Source organism: Streptomyces sp. DSM 40750 (genome assembly GCF_024612035.1).
GTDB lineage: Bacteria > Actinomycetota > Actinomycetes > Streptomycetales > Streptomycetaceae > Streptomyces.
On the sequence record NZ_CP102513.1, the window covers coordinates 11,257,990 to 11,274,262 of the forward strand.

General features: G+C 70.4%; 14 protein-coding genes and 5 pseudogenes. 13 read left to right on the forward strand and 6 right to left on the reverse strand.

Features of this window, described 5'->3' with window-relative positions; all coding sequences use genetic code 11:
- Nucleotides 1-6 precede the first annotated feature (6 nt).
- Both JIX55_RS49365 and JIX55_RS49370 read left to right on the forward strand, forming a co-directional pair.
- Nucleotides 7-1,458, forward strand: coding sequence for an aldehyde dehydrogenase family protein (locus JIX55_RS49365; RefSeq protein ID WP_257561358.1), 1,452 nt, complete (start codon nt 7-9; stop codon nt 1,456-1,458).
- Entirely contained in the window at nt 1,455-2,924 is a 1,470-nt protein-coding gene (locus tag JIX55_RS49370; RefSeq protein WP_257561357.1) for a CoA transferase, read from the forward strand. Before JIX55_RS49365 ends, JIX55_RS49370 begins: the two co-directional genes overlap by 4 nt.
- Nucleotides 2,925-3,034: 110 nt before the next feature.
- Here JIX55_RS49370 and JIX55_RS49375 read toward each other — a convergent pair whose 3' ends face one another.
- Nucleotides 3,035-3,679, reverse strand: coding sequence for a TetR family transcriptional regulator (locus JIX55_RS49375; RefSeq protein ID WP_257561355.1), 645 nt, complete (start codon nt 3,677-3,679; stop codon nt 3,035-3,037).
- Nucleotides 3,680-3,800: 121 nt separating this feature from the next.
- Between JIX55_RS49375 and JIX55_RS49380 the strand changes: the two genes are divergently transcribed.
- Nucleotides 3,801-4,793 (forward strand): aldo/keto reductase, encoded by a 993-nt coding sequence (locus JIX55_RS49380; protein ID WP_257561354.1) that lies wholly within the window; start codon nt 3,801-3,803, stop codon nt 4,791-4,793.
- Nucleotides 4,794-5,730: 937 nt separating this feature from the next.
- On the opposite strand, the gene JIX55_RS49385 is transcribed toward JIX55_RS49380, so the two are convergent.
- On the reverse strand, nt 5,731-6,663 hold the full coding sequence (locus JIX55_RS49385) for an SDR family oxidoreductase (protein ID WP_257561353.1): 933 nt from the start codon (nt 6,661-6,663) through the stop codon (nt 5,731-5,733).
- Nucleotides 6,664-7,245: 582 nt separating this feature from the next.
- On the opposite strand from JIX55_RS49385, the pseudogene JIX55_RS51090 reads away from it, so the two are divergent.
- The 10 genes and pseudogenes from JIX55_RS51090 to JIX55_RS51230 form a co-directional block, all read left to right on the forward strand.
- Nucleotides 7,246-7,617, forward strand: a pseudogene (locus JIX55_RS51090) (baeRF2 domain-containing protein); the annotation flags it as partial.
- Between the two features lie 59 nt (nt 7,618-7,676).
- Complete coding sequence (locus JIX55_RS51095; protein ID WP_306820146.1) at nt 7,677-8,030, forward strand: hypothetical protein; 354 nt, start codon at nt 7,677-7,679, stop codon at nt 8,028-8,030.
- Nucleotides 8,031-8,064: 34 nt separating this feature from the next.
- Nucleotides 8,065-8,418: a DUF2795 domain-containing protein gene (locus JIX55_RS49395; protein ID WP_257561352.1), complete on the forward strand. Its 354-nt coding sequence runs from the start codon at nt 8,065-8,067 to the stop codon at nt 8,416-8,418.
- Between the two features lie 225 nt (nt 8,419-8,643).
- Entirely contained in the window at nt 8,644-9,207 is a 564-nt protein-coding gene (locus JIX55_RS49400) for a hemerythrin domain-containing protein (RefSeq protein ID WP_257561351.1), read from the forward strand.
- 171 nt (nt 9,208-9,378) lie between these two features.
- Nucleotides 9,379-9,583 (forward strand): annotated as a pseudogene (locus JIX55_RS51100) (NAD-dependent epimerase/dehydratase family protein); the annotation flags it as partial.
- Between the two features lie 99 nt (nt 9,584-9,682).
- Nucleotides 9,683-10,754, forward strand: a pseudogene (locus tag JIX55_RS49410) (DNA topoisomerase IB).
- Between the two features lie 444 nt (nt 10,755-11,198).
- Nucleotides 11,199-11,408: pseudogene (locus tag JIX55_RS49415) on the forward strand (hypothetical protein); the annotation flags it as partial.
- 198 nt (nt 11,409-11,606) lie between these two features.
- Nucleotides 11,607-11,810 carry a cold-shock protein gene (locus JIX55_RS49420; RefSeq protein WP_184907816.1) on the forward strand — a complete coding sequence of 68 codons (204 nt, stop codon included), beginning with the start codon at nt 11,607-11,609 and terminating at the stop codon, nt 11,808-11,810.
- A 502-nt stretch (nt 11,811-12,312) separates the two neighbouring features.
- Nucleotides 12,313-13,290: an SDR family oxidoreductase gene (locus JIX55_RS49425; RefSeq protein WP_257561350.1), complete on the forward strand. Its 978-nt coding sequence runs from the start codon at nt 12,313-12,315 to the stop codon at nt 13,288-13,290.
- 92 nt (nt 13,291-13,382) lie between these two features.
- Nucleotides 13,383-14,039, forward strand: a complete 657-nt coding sequence (locus tag JIX55_RS51230; RefSeq protein ID WP_257569720.1) for an alpha/beta fold hydrolase — start codon at nt 13,383-13,385, stop codon at nt 14,037-14,039.
- Nucleotides 14,040-14,070: 31 nt separating this feature from the next.
- Here the strand turns inward: JIX55_RS51230 and JIX55_RS49435 are convergent, their stop codons facing one another.
- The 4 genes and pseudogenes from JIX55_RS49435 to JIX55_RS49450 form a co-directional block, all read right to left on the reverse strand.
- Nucleotides 14,071-14,889, reverse strand: a complete 819-nt coding sequence (locus JIX55_RS49435; protein WP_257561348.1) for an alpha/beta fold hydrolase — start codon at nt 14,887-14,889, stop codon at nt 14,071-14,073.
- Nucleotides 14,890-14,952: 63 nt separating this feature from the next.
- The gene (locus JIX55_RS49440; RefSeq protein ID WP_257561347.1) at nt 14,953-15,147 is read right to left on the reverse strand and encodes a hypothetical protein; all 195 of its coding nucleotides are present in this window, start codon (nt 15,145-15,147) and stop codon (nt 14,953-14,955) included.
- 76 nt (nt 15,148-15,223) lie between these two features.
- Nucleotides 15,224-15,481, reverse strand: coding sequence for a hypothetical protein (locus JIX55_RS49445; protein WP_257561346.1), 258 nt, complete (start codon nt 15,479-15,481; stop codon nt 15,224-15,226).
- 357 nt (nt 15,482-15,838) lie between these two features.
- Nucleotides 15,839-16,236, reverse strand: a pseudogene (locus JIX55_RS49450) (PP2C family protein-serine/threonine phosphatase); the annotation flags it as partial.
- Between the last annotated feature and the right edge of the window lie 37 nt (nt 16,237-16,273).

The following is a 16,273-nucleotide window of genomic DNA, read 5'->3' on the forward strand; positions in this document are numbered from 1 at the left end:
GACACCGTGCTCGAGCACAAGAACCTCTACATCGACGGCGCCTGGCGTCGCCCCTGCGGCGACGAGACGACCGAGGTGGTCAACCCGGCCACCGAGCGGGTCATCGCCACCGTGCCGGCCGCCACCGCGAAGGACGTCGACGCGGCCGTCTCCGCCGCCCGCGCAGCGCTGCCCGCCTGGTCCCGCACGACCCCCGCCGAACGCAAGGCCCTCCTGGACCGGCTCCACCAGGGGCTGGTGGAGCGCGCCGACGACATCGCCACGACCGTCACCGCGGAGATGGGCGCACCGCGGCAGCTCTCATCAAGAGTCCAGGCGGGGCTGCCGATCGCGGTCGCCGAGTCGTACGCCCGGCTGCTGGAGACGTACGAGTTCGAGGAGCGCATCGCCACCTCGCTCGTCGTCAAGGAGCCGGTCGGCGTCGTCGCCGCCATCACCCCGTGGAACTATCCGCTCCACCAGGTCGTCGCCAAGGTGGCGGCCGCCCTGGCCGCGGGGTGCACCGTCGTGCTCAAGCCGTCCGAGGTGACCCCGCTCAACGCCTACCTCCTCGCCGAGATCGTCGACGCCATCGAACTCCCTGCCGGTGTCTTCAACCTCGTGCCGGGCATCGGCTCCGTCGCCGGTGAGGCACTGGTCGCCCATCCGGACGTCGACATGGTCTCCTTCACCGGATCGACCCGAGCCGGAAAGCGCATCGGCGAACTCGCGGCGGCCACCGTCAAGAAGGTCGCACTCGAACTCGGCGGCAAGTCCGCCAACATCATCCTGCCGGACGCCGACCTGGACTCCGCGGTCCGCGACGGGGTGGCCAACGTCCTGAGCAACTCGGGTCAGACGTGCACGGCGTGGACCCGGATGCTCGTGCACCGCGATCTCTACGAGCGCGCTGTGGAACTGGCCCGAGAGGCGGCCGAGAGCACGGTCGTGGGCGATCCCGCCGACGAGCGGACCCAGGTCGGCCCGGTCGCCTCGGCGGCCCAGCGTGACCGGGTACGCGCCTACATCGCTGACGGCGTCGGCCAGGGCGCCCGGCTGGTGACCGGCGGCGTCGAGCCGCCGACCGGCCTGCCCGCTGGCTACTATGTCCGCCCCACCGTCTTCGCCGATGTCACCGAGGACATGACCATCGCGCAGGAGGAGATCTTCGGCCCGGTCATCGTCGTCATGCCGTACGCGGACGAGGAGGATGCCCTGCGGATCGCGAACAACTCCCTGTACGGCCTGTCCGGAGCGGTGTTCTCGGCCAGCGAGGAACGCGCCGTCGCCTTCGCCCGCCGCCTGGACACCGGCATGGTCCACATCAACGGCGCACGCTTGAATTTGCTCGCGCCCTTCGGCGGCTACAAGCAGTCCGGCAACGGCCGTGAACTGGGCGTCCACGGGCTGGAGGAGTTCCTCCAGCCGAAGGCCCTGCAGCTCCCTGCACCGGCGGCCACCGAAAGGACGGCGCGATGAATGACTCCGATCACCCCGCCGCGCGGGGATTCCTCTCCGAGATCTGGGACTCGCTGGGAGGGGAGAAGGAAGCGCTGGACCGCGTGAGGTTCGAAGGACACGGTGCATTGCGGTCGCCGTTCGCGGTGACGGACCTGGCCGCGGCGTCGTTCGCCGCAGCCGGGCTGGCCCTCAGCGATCTCCTCACCACGGGCGGCGGTGGGGGACCGCTGGTAAGCGTCGACCGGGTACTTGCCGGCGGGTGGTTCGATCTGCCGGTCGGCCCTTCTCAGCCCCTCGACCCCTCGACGCGGCAGCCCGTCCCCCACACCTGGATGTGCGAGTTCCAGACGGCCGACGACCGATGGCTTCGCATGCAGGCGACGTTTCCGACGCTGCGTTCCCGCATCGCGCGCGCACTCGGAACGAGGGAGGACCGGGGCGAGTTCGAGACCGAGATCCGCAAGCATCCCGCGGAGGACGTCGAGCGGCTCCTGGTGGACGCGGGCGCGGCCGTCGCGGTCAGCCGCTCGGTCGAGGAATGGCGACGACATGCTCAGGGCCGGGCCGTGGCCACGGAAGCCGTCGTGCACATCGAGACGGGTGAAGCCGGCGGCGACTCCTGGAAGCCGACACCGGGACGTCCGCTGGCCGGCATCCGCGTACTCGACCTCACCCGGGTCATCTCCGGACCGATGGCGACCCGGTTCCTCGCGGCCGGCGGCGCCGAGGTGCTGCGCATCGACCGACCAGGCTCCGACGAGAGCAGCGGCGTCTTCGGGCGGGGCAGCGACATCATGCTGGGCAAGCGGTGGGCGTTCCTCGATCTGCGGACCGAGGACGGCCGCGACCGGTTCCTCAAGCTGCTGTCCGAGGCGGACGTACTCGTCCACGGATACCGCCCCGGGGGTCTGGACAGCCTCGTCGCCCCGGAGGTCCGTGCCGCCGTACGACCCGGCCTGGTGGAAGTGGCACTCAACGCGTACGGCTGGACGGGGCCGTGGCAGGACCGCAGAGGCTTCGACACCCTCGTCCAGTTCAGCAGCGGCCTCGCCGACGCGACGACGGCCTGGGCCCTCGCCGACCCGGAGAACAGGACACCGATCAACGCGCTCGGCAGGCTCGTCGGCGCCGACCGGCCCCGGCACCTGCCCGTCGAGGCACTCGACTTCGCGACCGGATACCAGATCGCCGCAGCCGCGATCCGGGGGCTGACGCACCGAGTGAGGACAGGTGAAGGCTCGGTCTCCCGTCTCTCGCTCGCCCGGACCGCCGCGATGCTGATCAGCGCGGGCCACGTCGCCGAGGAACCGGAGATCCGGCTGCCCCTCGAAGGGCCGTACGAGGACCGCATCTTCGTCAGTGGTGACGGCCGCCCGGTGAAGCGGCTCCAGTTCCCTGTGGTGATCGAGGAGACCCCGCTGTTCTGGGAGCGGCCCTTCGAGGTGGCAGGCTCCTCTGCCCCGGTGTGGTCCACCTCGGGCTGACCTTGACCGGACTTGCCCCGGCCGTAGAACAAGTGCCGCGGTCAGGGCACGGCAGTCCCCGGCCGTCGTGGCGGTGAGCGCACAGCGCCCAAAAGCCGATCCCGAACCGGTCAGCCCGCGCGTCCCCGCTTCACGCGTGGGAAGAGGCGTTCGACCGCGGCCACCACTGCGGCACGGCGAGCGGCGATGGACGGGTCCGCAGCCTGTTCGGCGGCCGCCGCGCCGATCTCGGGCTGAGCGGCCCATGTGGTGGCGATCTGGTTGATCAGGGCGAGGACATCGACCGGGTCCCAGGCGGGGTCGAGCTGTCCGGTCTGCTGTGACTGTCGGAGCTGGTCGAGCTTGCGGGCGATGGCCGCTCTTGTGGGATCGGCTCCGGTGTCGGCGACAGCCGAGTCGGCCAGTTCGAGGCGTCCCCAGGTGATCAGGCGGTGGTGATCGGGGCGGGCCGTGAAGTGGTCGAAGAGACGGCCCGCGTAGCCGGGCAGGTCGGCCGGATCCATCCTGGTGGCCTCTGCGAGCTCGGTCAGCTCCTTGGCTGCAACGTGGCCGTAGAGCGCTTCCTTGCCGCGGAAGTAGGCGTAGACGCGTTCCTTGCTGGTCCTGGCCTGCTTGGCGATGCGGTCCACCCGGGCGCCGGCAATTCCGTGGCGGGCGAACTCGTCCTTGGCGGCGGTGACGATTCGTTCACGGGTTGAGTCGGAGCCTTCCGGGGCAGCGGGCTCGGGGGTCGGGTCGGTGGTGGGGCGAGGCATACGACCAGGATAAGCGGCCGAACTGTTTGGTTTGGCATTGTCGTCGGCTGGCGCCTACACTCAAACCAAACAGTCTGGTTTGGCGATGGCCCCGGCTGGCAGCTACGTATGGAGAAAACTCATGCATCACCGCAACCTGGGCTCCCAAGGCCTTCGCGTCTCCGCGCTCGGACTCGGCACCATGGGGATGACCCTCGCCTACGGCTCCTCGAACGAGGAGGAGAGCATCGCCACCATCCGCCGTGCGCACGAACTCGGGATCGACTTCTTCGACACCGCCGAGCTGTACGGCGTCGGCACCGGCAGCAACGAGATCCTGCTCGGCAAGGCCGTGAAGGATTTCCGTGACGAGGTGGTCCTGGCCACCAAGTTCGGTTACGACATGACCGCGCAGCAGATCGGTGCGGGGTTCGACAGCCGACCGGAGCACATCCGCAAGGTCGCCGAGAACAGCCTGCGCTACCTGCAGACCGACCACATCGACCTCTTCTACCAGCACGTCTCCGACCCCGAGGTGCCGGTCGAGGAAGTCGCGGGTGTCGTCGGCGAACTGATCGCCGAGGGCAAGGTGAAGTACTTCGGCCTGAGCAACGTCGGCCCGCAGTACATCCGCCGCGCCCATGCCGTCACCCCGGTCACGGCTCTGCAGTTCGAGTACTCGATCTTCGAACGTGAGGTGGAGGAGAAGACCCTGCCGGTCCTGCGCGAGCTGGGTATCGGCCTGGTGCCCTACTCCCCACTGGGCCGCGGCTTCCTGACCGGCGTGGTCAAGCCCGCCGCCGAGTACCCGGCGGACGACATGCGCAGTTGGGACGAGCGCTGGCAGGGCGAGAACTACACGTACAACCTGCACGCCACGCAGCAGCTGAAGAAGCTCGCCGCCGCCAAGGGCGTCACCGCCGCCCAGCTCGCACTGGCCTGGCTGCTCGCCCAGGGCGACGACGTGGTTCCGATTCCCGGTACCCGCAACGCCGCGCGCCTGGAGGAGAACACCGGTGCCGTCGAGGTCGAACTCACCGACGCCGACCTCGAGCACATCACGACGATCCTGCCCCAGGGTTCCGCGGGAAGCCGCTACCCGGCCGCCATGCTGGCCGCCATGTCGACCGACTGACGCTCCAGCATTCGGACTTGTCGCTGGCCCAGTACCCGCCCTGTCGGATACGCGACCAGCGACTTCCGGGCCGCCGCCGCACTGGCTGCCGGGGTGGAGGACAGCCCCGGCCGGCTCGATCCCCTCGTGGAGGCGGCCGGTTCGCCAAGTTCATCGGCGGGGACCTGGGCACCGGGTAGTTCTACGAAGTCCGCACCGGTCTCTCCGGGCAGATCGAAATGCCTTCCTCGACGGAGTCGGTGTCGTCGATGATCAGCACTCCGCCCGGGCTGAGACGCCCACCAATGTGATCACGGACGTCGTCGCGCAGGGCATCCGTATCCCAGACACAGCTGTGGAACAGCCCTGCCCGCTGACCTTCGCGTGCTCCCCGCCCCAGGGAACTGGGAGCGGCTGATGAACCGTCCGTGGAGGGAATCGCCACTTTTCGGAGGGGCAGGCCTCTGGTGGCGACGTCAGCATGCGGGGCGACGACTGAAGCGGCAAGGCGATCCCGGGGCCGTCGGCGCTGGGCGACGGCGGTTGTCCGTCGCGTCACCGCCACAGGAGCATGACGGCGGATGCGGCGACACCGACGCGAGGGCATCGCGGTCCGGGGAATCGGCATAGTTGGTGACCGACGTGTGACAGCGCCGGTGATAGGGCGAGGCCCCGCCGGGGAGCATCCTGGCGGGGCTTCTGCCCGGAGCCATGAGACGAAGCCCCACCGGCCGACGACGCGGATCGGCGCCATGGCTGACCCGCTCATGTCTCCATCGTGAGCCCTTCCGCTCGCGGGAGCAGCCCGGGAGATGCGCACGCGGGCCGGTGTGGCGGCTTGCCACGTACGCTCGGGGCCGTCGGCGGTGCAGGAACTGCGGTGATTTGGGTGGCAGGGGGCTGACAACGAGGGCTTCGGAGGTCCGGCCCGGCGATGGTGGTCGCTCGAGTCGGTGTCTCAGCGGGTGTCGACGATGCCCCCGGTCACCGCGATGACTTCGCCGACGGTGTAGCTCGAGTCGGCGTCGGAGGCGAGGTAGACGTACGTCGGCGCTATCTCCTCCGGCTGTGCCGCGCGGCTCAGCGGTGATTCGTTCCCGATCTGCGCCAGGCCGTCCGGAGGCATGTGCTCGTCCGCCTCGTTGAGCGGCGTCCAGGTCGGACCGGGTGCCACCACGTTCGCGCGCACGCCCCGCGTGGCCAGGTGCATGGCGACGGACTTGGTCAGGGTGATCAACGCGGCCTTGGACGCCGCGTAATCGATCATTGTTTCGCTGCCCTTGAGGGCCTCCTCCGTCGCCGTGGCGATGACCGCGTCCCCGGGCTTCAGGTGGGGCAGGGCCGCCATGAGCAAGTGGAAGTACGCGTAGACGTTGGTCTTGAACGTCCGGTCGAAGTCCTCGGCGGTGAGCTGCTCCAGCTCCAGCTTGCTGTTCAGATATGCGGCGTTGCTCACCAGGATGTTGAGCCCGCCGAGTTCGGTTACGGTCCGCTCGACGGCCTCGCGGCAGAACGCCGGGTCGGTGACGTCGCCGGGCAGCAGCAGGCAGTGACGGCCCTGCTGCTGAACCTCGCGCCGTACCTGCTCGGCGTCCACCCGCTCGTCCGGCAGGTGGACGATGGCGACGTCGGCGCCCTCACGCGCGTACAGCAGGGCGACCGCGCGTCCGATGCCAGAGTCACCACCGGTGATCAGCGCGACCTTGTCCTCCAGCTTTCCGTTTGCGCGGTACCGGCTCGCCCGGTAACGCGGCCTGGTGCGCATGTCGGCCTCCAGGCCGGGCCGCTGCTGCTTGTCGGAGTCGTAGGGCGGGGCGGGCTCGGAGACGACCTGCGGTGCGGACGGTTCCTGGTCGGGCTGCAAGGTCTTCCCTTCGACGGAGTTCTTCACGGCGAGGCCATGCTTGGCGGTGCTGCGCCATGCCTTCCGTGCATCGCGTGCCCGGTCCGCCGGCAGTCAACCAGCCGGCTTCTCTGACGACGGTGCGGCGGCATCTGCTGCCGGCCGAGCTCGCTGCCTTTGACTTCGCGGCCCGTGGTGCTGTGTGTCCGACGTCGCCCCTCGGGCACTCGGCTTCAACCGGAACTACCGGAGCCAGCGGAGGAGCAAGCGTGCAGCTGTCTTTCCTGGAGCCGCTCTTCGATCGCGCCGGCCCGTGGGCCACCGTGTGCGTCGATCCGGCTCAGAACGACGAGTCGGGGGCCAAGAGGCGTGAGCTGTCCGTGCGGGAAGCGTGCGCGACCCTGGAGGAGCAGGGCGCAGACGCGGCGACCACCCAGGCGGTACGCGACGCCCTGACGAACATCGGCCCCGCAGGAGAGTCGGCGGGGCGAATGATCTTCGCTGCTGGAGGGGAAGTGGTGCTCAGTCATCGTCTCTCCCGGCCGCCGCAGGGCCAGATCGCCTGCTGGGCCCCTCTGCCGCGCCTGACGCCGCTGCTGGAGCTGTGCGGTCAGGACCCGGGGCTGTCTCGTGGCGTACGTCGACCGGACCGGAGCCGACTTCGAACTGCGCGGGGCGGCCGGCCCGCAGGATGCCGGGCAGGTGGAGGGGCGGCAGTGGCCGGTTCACCGTACGGCCTCGTCGGACAGGTCCGAGCGGCACTTCCGGCTCAAGGTCGAAGACACCTGGGAGCACAACACCGGCGAGATCGCCGAAGCGCTGAGCTCGGCGTACGAGGAGTCCGGCGCCGACCTGGTCGTCCTGGTCGGCGACCCCCGCGAACGGCCGGCCGTGCAGGAAAGGCTTCCCGAGGGCGTCCGCCAGGTCACGGTGCGGACCGAACACGGCGGCCGCGCCGCAGGCTCCTCCTCCGTCGTGTTGGAAGAGGCCATCGAGCATGCCCGGCAGCGGTACACCGGTCGCAGCGTCGAGGAGGCGCTCGACCGCTTCAGTGCCAGACGGTGGGTACCGACAGGCCGACGGACGCGGTGGAGGGAGCACCGGCCCTGGCGGAAGCCGCCCGGGAACACCGCATCGACACCCTGCTCATCCGGCCCGACGGAGCGGACCTGGCCCGCGAGGCATGGGTGGGCGGCGAGCCCGACCAGGTGGCGGTGCGCCGAAGCGACGCGCAGACCCTGGGCGAGAACGAACCGGTCCCGGTACGGGCCGACGACGCGCTGCTACGGGCGGCAGCCGTCACCGCCGCCGACGTACTGATCGTTCCTCCTTCCGATGGGGACGGGCCGGAGGACCTCCAGACAGGCGGTCGCGGCGCACTGCTGCGCTGGACGTACGAGCCGACCGCCGTCTGACGACGGTGTACGGAAAAAGAGGAAGGTGTAGGACATGGAGCGAGGCAGCAATCCCGTCAGTCCCCGTAAGGACGACGAGATGAAGCACGAAATGGAAGGTCATCTGGGGTCCGGCAGGCCCACTCACGTGGAGGAGGCGTACGAGCCCGAGCCGCCGGCGGACGACGACGTCCGTGTGGACCCAGGCGGACCGGTGCCGCCGCCCGGTGAGGAACGTGAGCAGGCTCAGGCGGACACGGCAGCGGAAGCCTTGCGTGGCGAACTGGCCCGCCGCCTTGAGCGAGCGGCTTTCCCGGCCGACCGGCAGACCGTGCTGGACGTCCTGGAAGCGCACCACGCACCGGAGGCGGCGCCTGGATGCCGTGCGACGGCTGCCGGACGGCGGTGAGTACGCCAACGTGACCGAGATCGTCGAGGCGATCGATCACAGGGACAACGGGTGAGGTCTCCGGAACACGGGCCGGGATCCGCTCGGCCATCGGAGTGAATTGGCGGACCATCGTGAGGTCGTCGGTGCGCGGGTGGCAGATATCCGTGCTGGGCGCCGAGCCGGTGGAGCGCTGGACAGAGCCGGTCGACCTGCGACCTCAGAACGACAAGGAGTGGACAACCCATGGCACACGGCGGAAGCGTCATCCAGGAACTGACCACGGACCACCGCGAGGTGGACGACCTCTTCGCGCAGATCGAAGCGCTGCCCGGAGCCGACCCCCAGCGACGTGAGCTGGCGGACCGGCTCACCATGGAGCTGATCCGGCACTCGGTGGCGGAGGAGGAGTACCTGTACCCGACGGTGCGCCGGTACGTCGACGGGGGAGACGACCTCGCCGACAAGGAGATCGCAGACCACGGCGAAGTCGAGCGCATGCTCAAGGAGCTCGAAGACTGCCAACCCGGGGACGGGCGTTTCGACACGCTGATCCTGCGGCTGAAGAATTCCGTCACGGCGCATGTCAGCGACGAGGAGAATCGGCTCTTCCCGTTGCTGGCCGACGTCTGCTCCGCCGATGCCCTGGAGGAGCTCGGCGAGAAGGTCCGCTCGGCCAAGCAGCACGCTCCCACCCGCCCGCACCCGTCCGCGCCGGACACCCCGCCCGCGAACAAACTCCTCGCGCCCGGAACCGGCATGGTCGACCGCCTGCGCGACATGCTCACCGGGCGCGGAAAGCAGGACTGACAGGACCGGCAGGACCGGCAGGACTGACGCACTGACAGGGCTGAAGCGGCTCGTCCACCCCGGTGCGGCTTGACAACCAGTGGCCTCTGTCGCTTCGCGGCGCGGAATGCGACTGCGTCCCGGGGTTACTCAGGTCGACACGCGGACGAAGGCGAGAGGGGAGAGAGCGGGATCTGGGGACGCGTCTTCCCGCGGGCTCTGGTGACCGGCGGAGCGGGATTCGTCGGGTCGCACCTGTGCGGGCGGTTACTGGCCACGGGCGCCGATGTCGTGTGTCTCGACAACCTGGCCACCTGGCTCCCGCGCCAACGTGGCGGATCTACAGCGGCACGACGGTTTCCGCTTCGTGCGGGCCGACGCCACCGATCCCGCGGCCTGACGCGCCGTGCCCGGCCGCTTCGCTGCGCCGACACTGATGAGGCCGCACTGTGGGACGTGGGGCGTGCAGGAGCCACCAACAACGATTCAAGTGATCATGCGTCTTTTCCACAGCCGTCCCACCGACCCCGGGTTCCGCCGTCTGCCCCATGGACGCGGCTTTCGCTACCTGGACGCCCAGGGGAAGCCCGCTGCGCGATCCCGAGGACCTGGCCCGGATCCGGGAACTGGTCATACCGCCGGCCTGGCGGGACGTGTGGATCTGCACCCGGGCCAACGGGTATCTACAGGCCGTCGGTACCGACGACGCCGGACGCCGTCAGTACCTGTACCACCCGCAGTTCCGCGCGGAGCAGGAGCAGGAGCAGGCATGAGCACGTGCTCGACGTCGCCGAAGCCCTGCCCGCGGTCCGGGAGACCGTCGAGGGGCATCTGCAGGACCGCGGACTGACCCGGCACCGGGTTCTGGCCACGGCCGTACGTCTGCTCGACCTCGGCTTCTTCCGCATCGGCAACGACCGCTACACCGAACTGAACAACAGCTACGGCCTCACCACACTGCTGCGCGAGCACTCCCGCTGCCAGGCGGGTGCGGTCCTGTTCACCTACACGGGAAAGCACGGCAAGGAGATCGTCCAGACCGTCGCGGACCCCGCCGCCTGCCGCAGCCTCACCGCACTGCTGCGGCGCCGGGGCGGCGGTGACCGGCTCCTGGCCTGCTGGGAGCAGCGCTCCTGGCACACCGTGACCGGCGAGGACGTCAACGCGTACCTCAAGGAACTGGCCGGCCTGGAGATCACCGCCAAGGACTTCCGCACCTGGCACGCCACCGTCATGGCCGCCGTGGCACTGTCCGTCTCCCATCCCGTCGCACGCAGCGAGAGCGCCCGGCGCCGGGCCATCGCCCGGGCGGCGCGCGAGGTGGCCGGGTATCTCGGCAACACACCGCGGTCTGCCGCGCCTCCTACATCAGCCCACGGATGATCGAGTTGTACGAGGAGGGCGTGACCGTCGCCGCCGCGCTGCCTCACCTGGGTGACGAGGGCGCGTACGGCGTCCCCGCGACCCAGGGACCGGTGGAACGGGCGGTGCTGCGCATGCTCCGCAACGGACACCCGTCCGAGGGCAGTGAGAAGCGTTCCGCCTCTGTGTCGGTGGAGCAGGGGTAGCTCTGCGGCTCGTTCACGTGCTGTGCGGCGGCCGGAGCGGTTTTCCTCCCGCGCTCCGCCGCCTCCCAGCACCGCACCATCAAACTCCGCGACCTGTGCACCGAACTGATCACCAACCTCACCGGCCAGCCCCCACCACCCCCGAGCCGCGCCCCCGCGCCTGAACAGGGCCATGCGCGAGCAGGTCCCAGCAGTCGTCGTTCGTCCCCGGTGGGTGTGCGAGCAGCACCACCCTGCGCTACCCAGCCTGCCTCCACGGCCCTTCCGCACTGCCATCCGCTGCCGGTCGACGCACCGGACACCTTCCTCCAGGCAGACCTCACGCCGGTATGAGGTCGCGTGGACGTGACCGGCGGCGGGCTTCGGCGGCGTTACTCGGCAGCGTCAGGGGGTACCGATGACGCGCGGTGCGTCAGGCGCGCCGGTGGTCGCTGGGAGGCAGGCATGGAAGCTTCGGTGAACCGAATCGCACGGCCATGGGGCACCCGTACTCCTTATGGGCGGCACGAGCCGTGGCCCGCACGGGTGGACACCTACCTCGAGGCGGGCCTCAACCCGGACATGGTGCAGCGGTGGGTGCAGGCCGCGTCGATCCTGCACTCCGACGGTGATGCCATGGACATCGCCGTGCTGGACGGTGCACCGACAGGTCTTGTGTCGATGCTGCCGTGTTATCGCTAGCGGCTGCCGCTGCGCCGGTATAGCGTTGTGATTCAGCAGTCGTGGTTCCGAAGTCCCGTTCGCCCGTGATCGCCATCACGGGCGTTCTTGCTGTTCAGCGCCTCTCCGGACCAGGGCGATCACCTCCCGGGTGCGCAGGTCGCGGCCCGGTTTCTCTCGAAGGAGACGGTCATGGCCACGGGCACTGTCAAATGGTTCAACAGCGAGAAGGGCTTCGGCTTCATCGAGCAGGACGGCGGCGGCCCCGACGTCTTCGCCCACTACTCCAACATCGCCGCCCAGGGCTTCCGCGAGCTGCAGGAGGGCCAAAAGGTGACGTTCGACGTCACCCAGGGCCAGAAGGGCCCGCAGGCGGAGAACATCCGCCCCGCCTGATCCGCAGCCTCGGTAAGGCCGGCTTCCGGACGCTTCGGGAGCCGGCCTTCCCGCCTGTCGGGCCTCGTCCGTAGGGCGAGGAGCCGGTTGGTGCTCAGACATCGCCGCGTCCGGATGAGCCGCGCGCACCAAGGTGTGCGTATGCGCCCTGCGGAGTCGCGGAACTGGCCGGTGAGTTCAGGCCCGAACTCGCTCCGACCCCCGGCACCCGCTACTCCTACGGTCGGCATCCGCTCGCGAAGCGCCCCTGCTACCTGCGGCACTCGGCCCTGTCCGCCTGGAAGCTCGTCGAGCATGCGCCCGTTTCCCCGTCGGCGGCACGGTGTAGAGGCGGGGGCGCTGACCTCGCCGGCACGACCATCACCCCCGCCCGTTCCCAGGGCGCCGAATTGCATGCAGCGGTCTCCGCGTCCGGTGGTTGCACGGAGTGGGGCCGGGGTACCCGGCTGAGCTGCGGGTTGCGTTCGGATTCCCGCACCCCTGATCCCTGAGGAGACGGCAGATGAGAGTGCGCGATTCGGTAGTAGTGATCACGGGGGCGTCGAGCGGTATAGGACGGGCCACCGCGGAGGCGTTCGCCCGCAAGGGCTGTGCCATCGTGCTGGCCGCCCGGAGCGAGGAGGCGCTGGAAGCGGCCGCCCGGGAGTGCGAGCGGCATCGGGGCGCTCAGACTCTCGTTGTGCCGACCGATGTCACGGACGTCGCAGCGGTCGAGGATCTCGCCCGGCGCGCTGCGGAACGGTTCGGGCGGATCGACGTATGGGTCAACGCGGCGGCGGTCACCGTGTTCGGACCGTTCGCCGAAGTGCCGCTGGAGGACTTCCGCAAGGTCATCGACGTCAACGTCATGGGCTACGTGTACGGAGCGCGGGCAGCCCTACGCACTATGCGGGAACAGGGCAGCGGCGTTCTGGTCGACGTCTCGTCCGTCGTCGGCGTCGTCAGCCAGCCCTACAGCCACGCGTACGTGATGTCGAAGCACGCCATCCGGGCCCTCGGCGCGAGCCTGCGGCAGGAGCTGCGGCTGGAGGGGGCCAAGAACATCCACGTGTGCACGGTGCTGCCGGCCAGCATCGACACCCCGCTGTTCCAGCACGCGGCCAACTACACCGGCCGCAAGGTCGTCGCCATGCCCCCGGTCTACAGTGCCGAGCGCGTGGCGCACGCCATCGTGGACGTGGTCCGGGTGCCCCGGCGCGAGGTGGTGGTCGGCTCGATGGGGCGGGCCATGGCGCTGCAGTCGCGGACGGCTCCGGGACTGCTGGAGCGGGCGGCGGCACGCCAGGTGGACCGGGCTCACCTCTCCCGTCAGGAGCCGGCCCCCGCGACCCACGGGAACCTGCATGTACCGGCGCCCGGGGCCGGTTCGGTCGACGGTGGCTGGGGCGGCCGGCGACGTACCGCGGCGCGCCGCGTGGTCGTGGCGGCGACCGCCGTGGGCGCGGCCGTGGCCACGGGCCGACGAGTCGCCGCCCGGTGACCGGCTGGCACGCGCACGAGTTCACGGCCGCGGCCGGCACCCGGGTCCACGCGGCGGTCCTCGGCCCGTCCGGCGCCCGGGAAGTGGTGTGCGTGCACGGCCTGGGGTGTTCGTACCGTTACTGGCTGCCGTTCGCCTGCGCACTCGCGCTGGACGCCCGGACGGTGGCGGTGGACCTGCCGGGCTTCGGGCGTACGCCGGGCCCGCCCGTGAACGCTGGATGTGCACGGGCTGTCGCTGGCGCTGGCCGACTGGTTGCGGGCCACCGGCCGTGGCCCGGTGCCGCTGGTCGCGAACTCCACCGGCTGTCAGATCGTCGTGGATCTGGCGGCGCACGCTCCCGAGCTGGTCGGGCCGGTGGTGTTGAACGGGCCCACTTTCGACCGGCACGCGCGGTCGGCCTGGCGGCAGGCCGTCCGCCTGCTGCGCGACGCACCAGGGAGCGGCCGGGCTTGGGCGTCGCACTCGCCCTCAGCTACGCGGACTGCGGGCTTCCCCGGGCCTGGCGGACGTTCCACCACCAGCTCCACGACCCCGTCGAACGCAAACTGCGTCACCTGCGTACCCCGGTGGTGGTCGTGCGCGGCAGCCGTGATCCCGTCGTGCCGCGCGCATGGGCGGAGGAGGTCACCGCGCTCCTGTCGCGGGGAAGCCTGGCCGAGGTGCCCGGAGCGGGGCATACGCTGAACTACTCGGCTCCCGCGGAACTGGTCCGTATCACCCGGGGACTCCTGACCCGGGCTTCCTGAGCCAGCCCTCGCGGCCCGGCCGGCTGCCGGCTCAGCCCGGGAGCGGGCCCTGCCGCCCACCACCGTCCTCCGCGACGAGGCGCTGCGCGAAGCCGCGCACCGGATCCGACCACGCCTCGGGGTCCAGCCAGGGAAACGTGTGCGCCCCCGCGACCTCGACGTACTCCCCGTCCGGCACCAGGCCGGCCAGGTGGCGGGCCCAGCCGGCGGTGCCGATCCGGTCGTCCCTGCCACGGACGATCAGCAGTGGCACCTGTAGCCGGCCCACCGAGTCCTCCAGGGCATCGTCGATGTGCACCCTTGCGGTGTGCAGCAGCCGACGCAGGCCCGCACGCTTCCACTCGGGACGGTGTGATTCGGACAGTCCCGGTGGTTCCCGTCGACCGTCCAGCTGCCAGTGGACGAGCAGACGTACGTAACCGCGGGCCATCGGGTCGACGGTGGGACTGGCCAGCACGATACCCGGGACGTCGGGGTGTCCGAGGGCGGCCCGGGCGGCGACCTGGGTTCCGCTGGAGTGCCCGGCGAGGATCACCGGGCCCAGGGCGCGAGCGGAGAGCCAGTCGGCGACGCAGCGGCCGAACTCCGGCACGTCGAGTTCGTGCGGGGGATCGCCGCTGCCCGCGAAACCGGGCAGCTCCACCAGGTGCGCCCGCGTCCACCGGCCGAACGCCGCGAGGCCGGGCAGCAGATAGTCGGACACCGCCATGCCCTGCACGAGTACGACCTCCGGCGTGCCCGGGTGTACGTCGCCGACGGCGCGGCTCCGCATCCGTCCGAGCACACCGTCGTGGTACGCCGTGACGGTCCGCTCCGGAAACGGTGGGCGATGTTCGTGACGGGAACCCATGGCCTGCACACCTCCCGTTACCCGTCATCCGGCCTGCTCGCCCGATCGGCTCGACCTGCCCGGTCATCCCGCGGCCGGACTGAGGGTTTCGAATCGGGCCAGTCGCCGGTCGTCGGCCTGCCGCTCCCGAGCGAGGAACTCGTCCAGCTCCTCCACGCCCAGCGGGGGCGGCAGCGGATGCCGCTCGGGAAGGGCCGCCAGGGCTGGCTGGTAGCGCAATGTGCTGCCGATGTCCTCCGGATAGGCCCGCTCATCCACACCGAGGAGCCCTCCCTCCGTGCCGGCGTACCGCCGGGCGAGCTCGCTCCACTGCCCGGCGGGGACCTGACCGACCCTAGGCCGCCAGGTCCTCGCCGGTCACTCGGCGTACCTGCGCCAGAGGCCCACCTTGCAGGTGGGCGGCGCGGACGAACAGGTGCCGTCGCGCGGGGGAGGGCAGCTGCGAGGCCAGGTCGGCCAGCCGCGCGGATCCGGGGCCGACGCCGAGTCCTCTGAAGTCCTTGCCGCGAAGGAACCGGCTCACCGTCCGCACCGCGGCCACTGAGGAGTCGAAGTCGCACAGGCAACGGGCCGTCCGTAGACGCTGACGCACGGTCTGCCTCCTTCTCCGGGTAACCCGCCTCGCGTCGGCGTCCTGGGTTCCCATGCCTGGGCCTCGGCGGTCGGGAGGTCGGCCTCCGTGAACGACTCGCTCGGTGATGCCGACGCTGTTCGGCTTCCGACGAGTACCCTGCGGCGGTACTCCATGCCTCGGACGTCGGGCAGCACGTCGTGCTCCCGGTCCTACGGCCGTATCAAAACCTGGCGGTGGGCGCGACGGTCAGCGGATTTCCGGGTCCGGCCGCCCGAGTGGGCGGACACCGTCCAGTACGGAGCCACGGCAGCGTTTGAAGCCTGAGGGCCCGGCGACAAGGGGCGGCCCGGGCCACCTGCCGATTGGCCGTCTGACTCATCCGCGCCCGAGGGCCTGGCGACCGGCTGTCCTGTCGTGCCATTCGCAGAACAGAACGGTGGCGTCGTCGTCCAGACGGCCGTCGTGATGGTCGAGGACGGCGTGTGTCAGACGGCGCAGGGTCTCGGCGACGGGCAGACCGTCGGCGTGGTGGCGGATGAGGAAGTCGGTGAAGCGCCCCAGGCCGAACAGTTCGCCGTGGCGTCGCGGGCTTCGGTGATGCCGTCCGTGATGAACAGCAGCCGGTCGCCGGGCTCGAGCTGATCGACGCGCACCTGTATCGGCGGGTCCAGGCCCATGCCCATGGGTCCGGCCGGCGGACAGTGCAGGGTCGTGGCCCAGCGCCCGCCGTGGATGACCACCGGCAGCAAGTGCCCCCGGTTGATCCAGCTGAGTGCACGCTGCCCGGCCGCGCCTACTCTTGCTGTGACC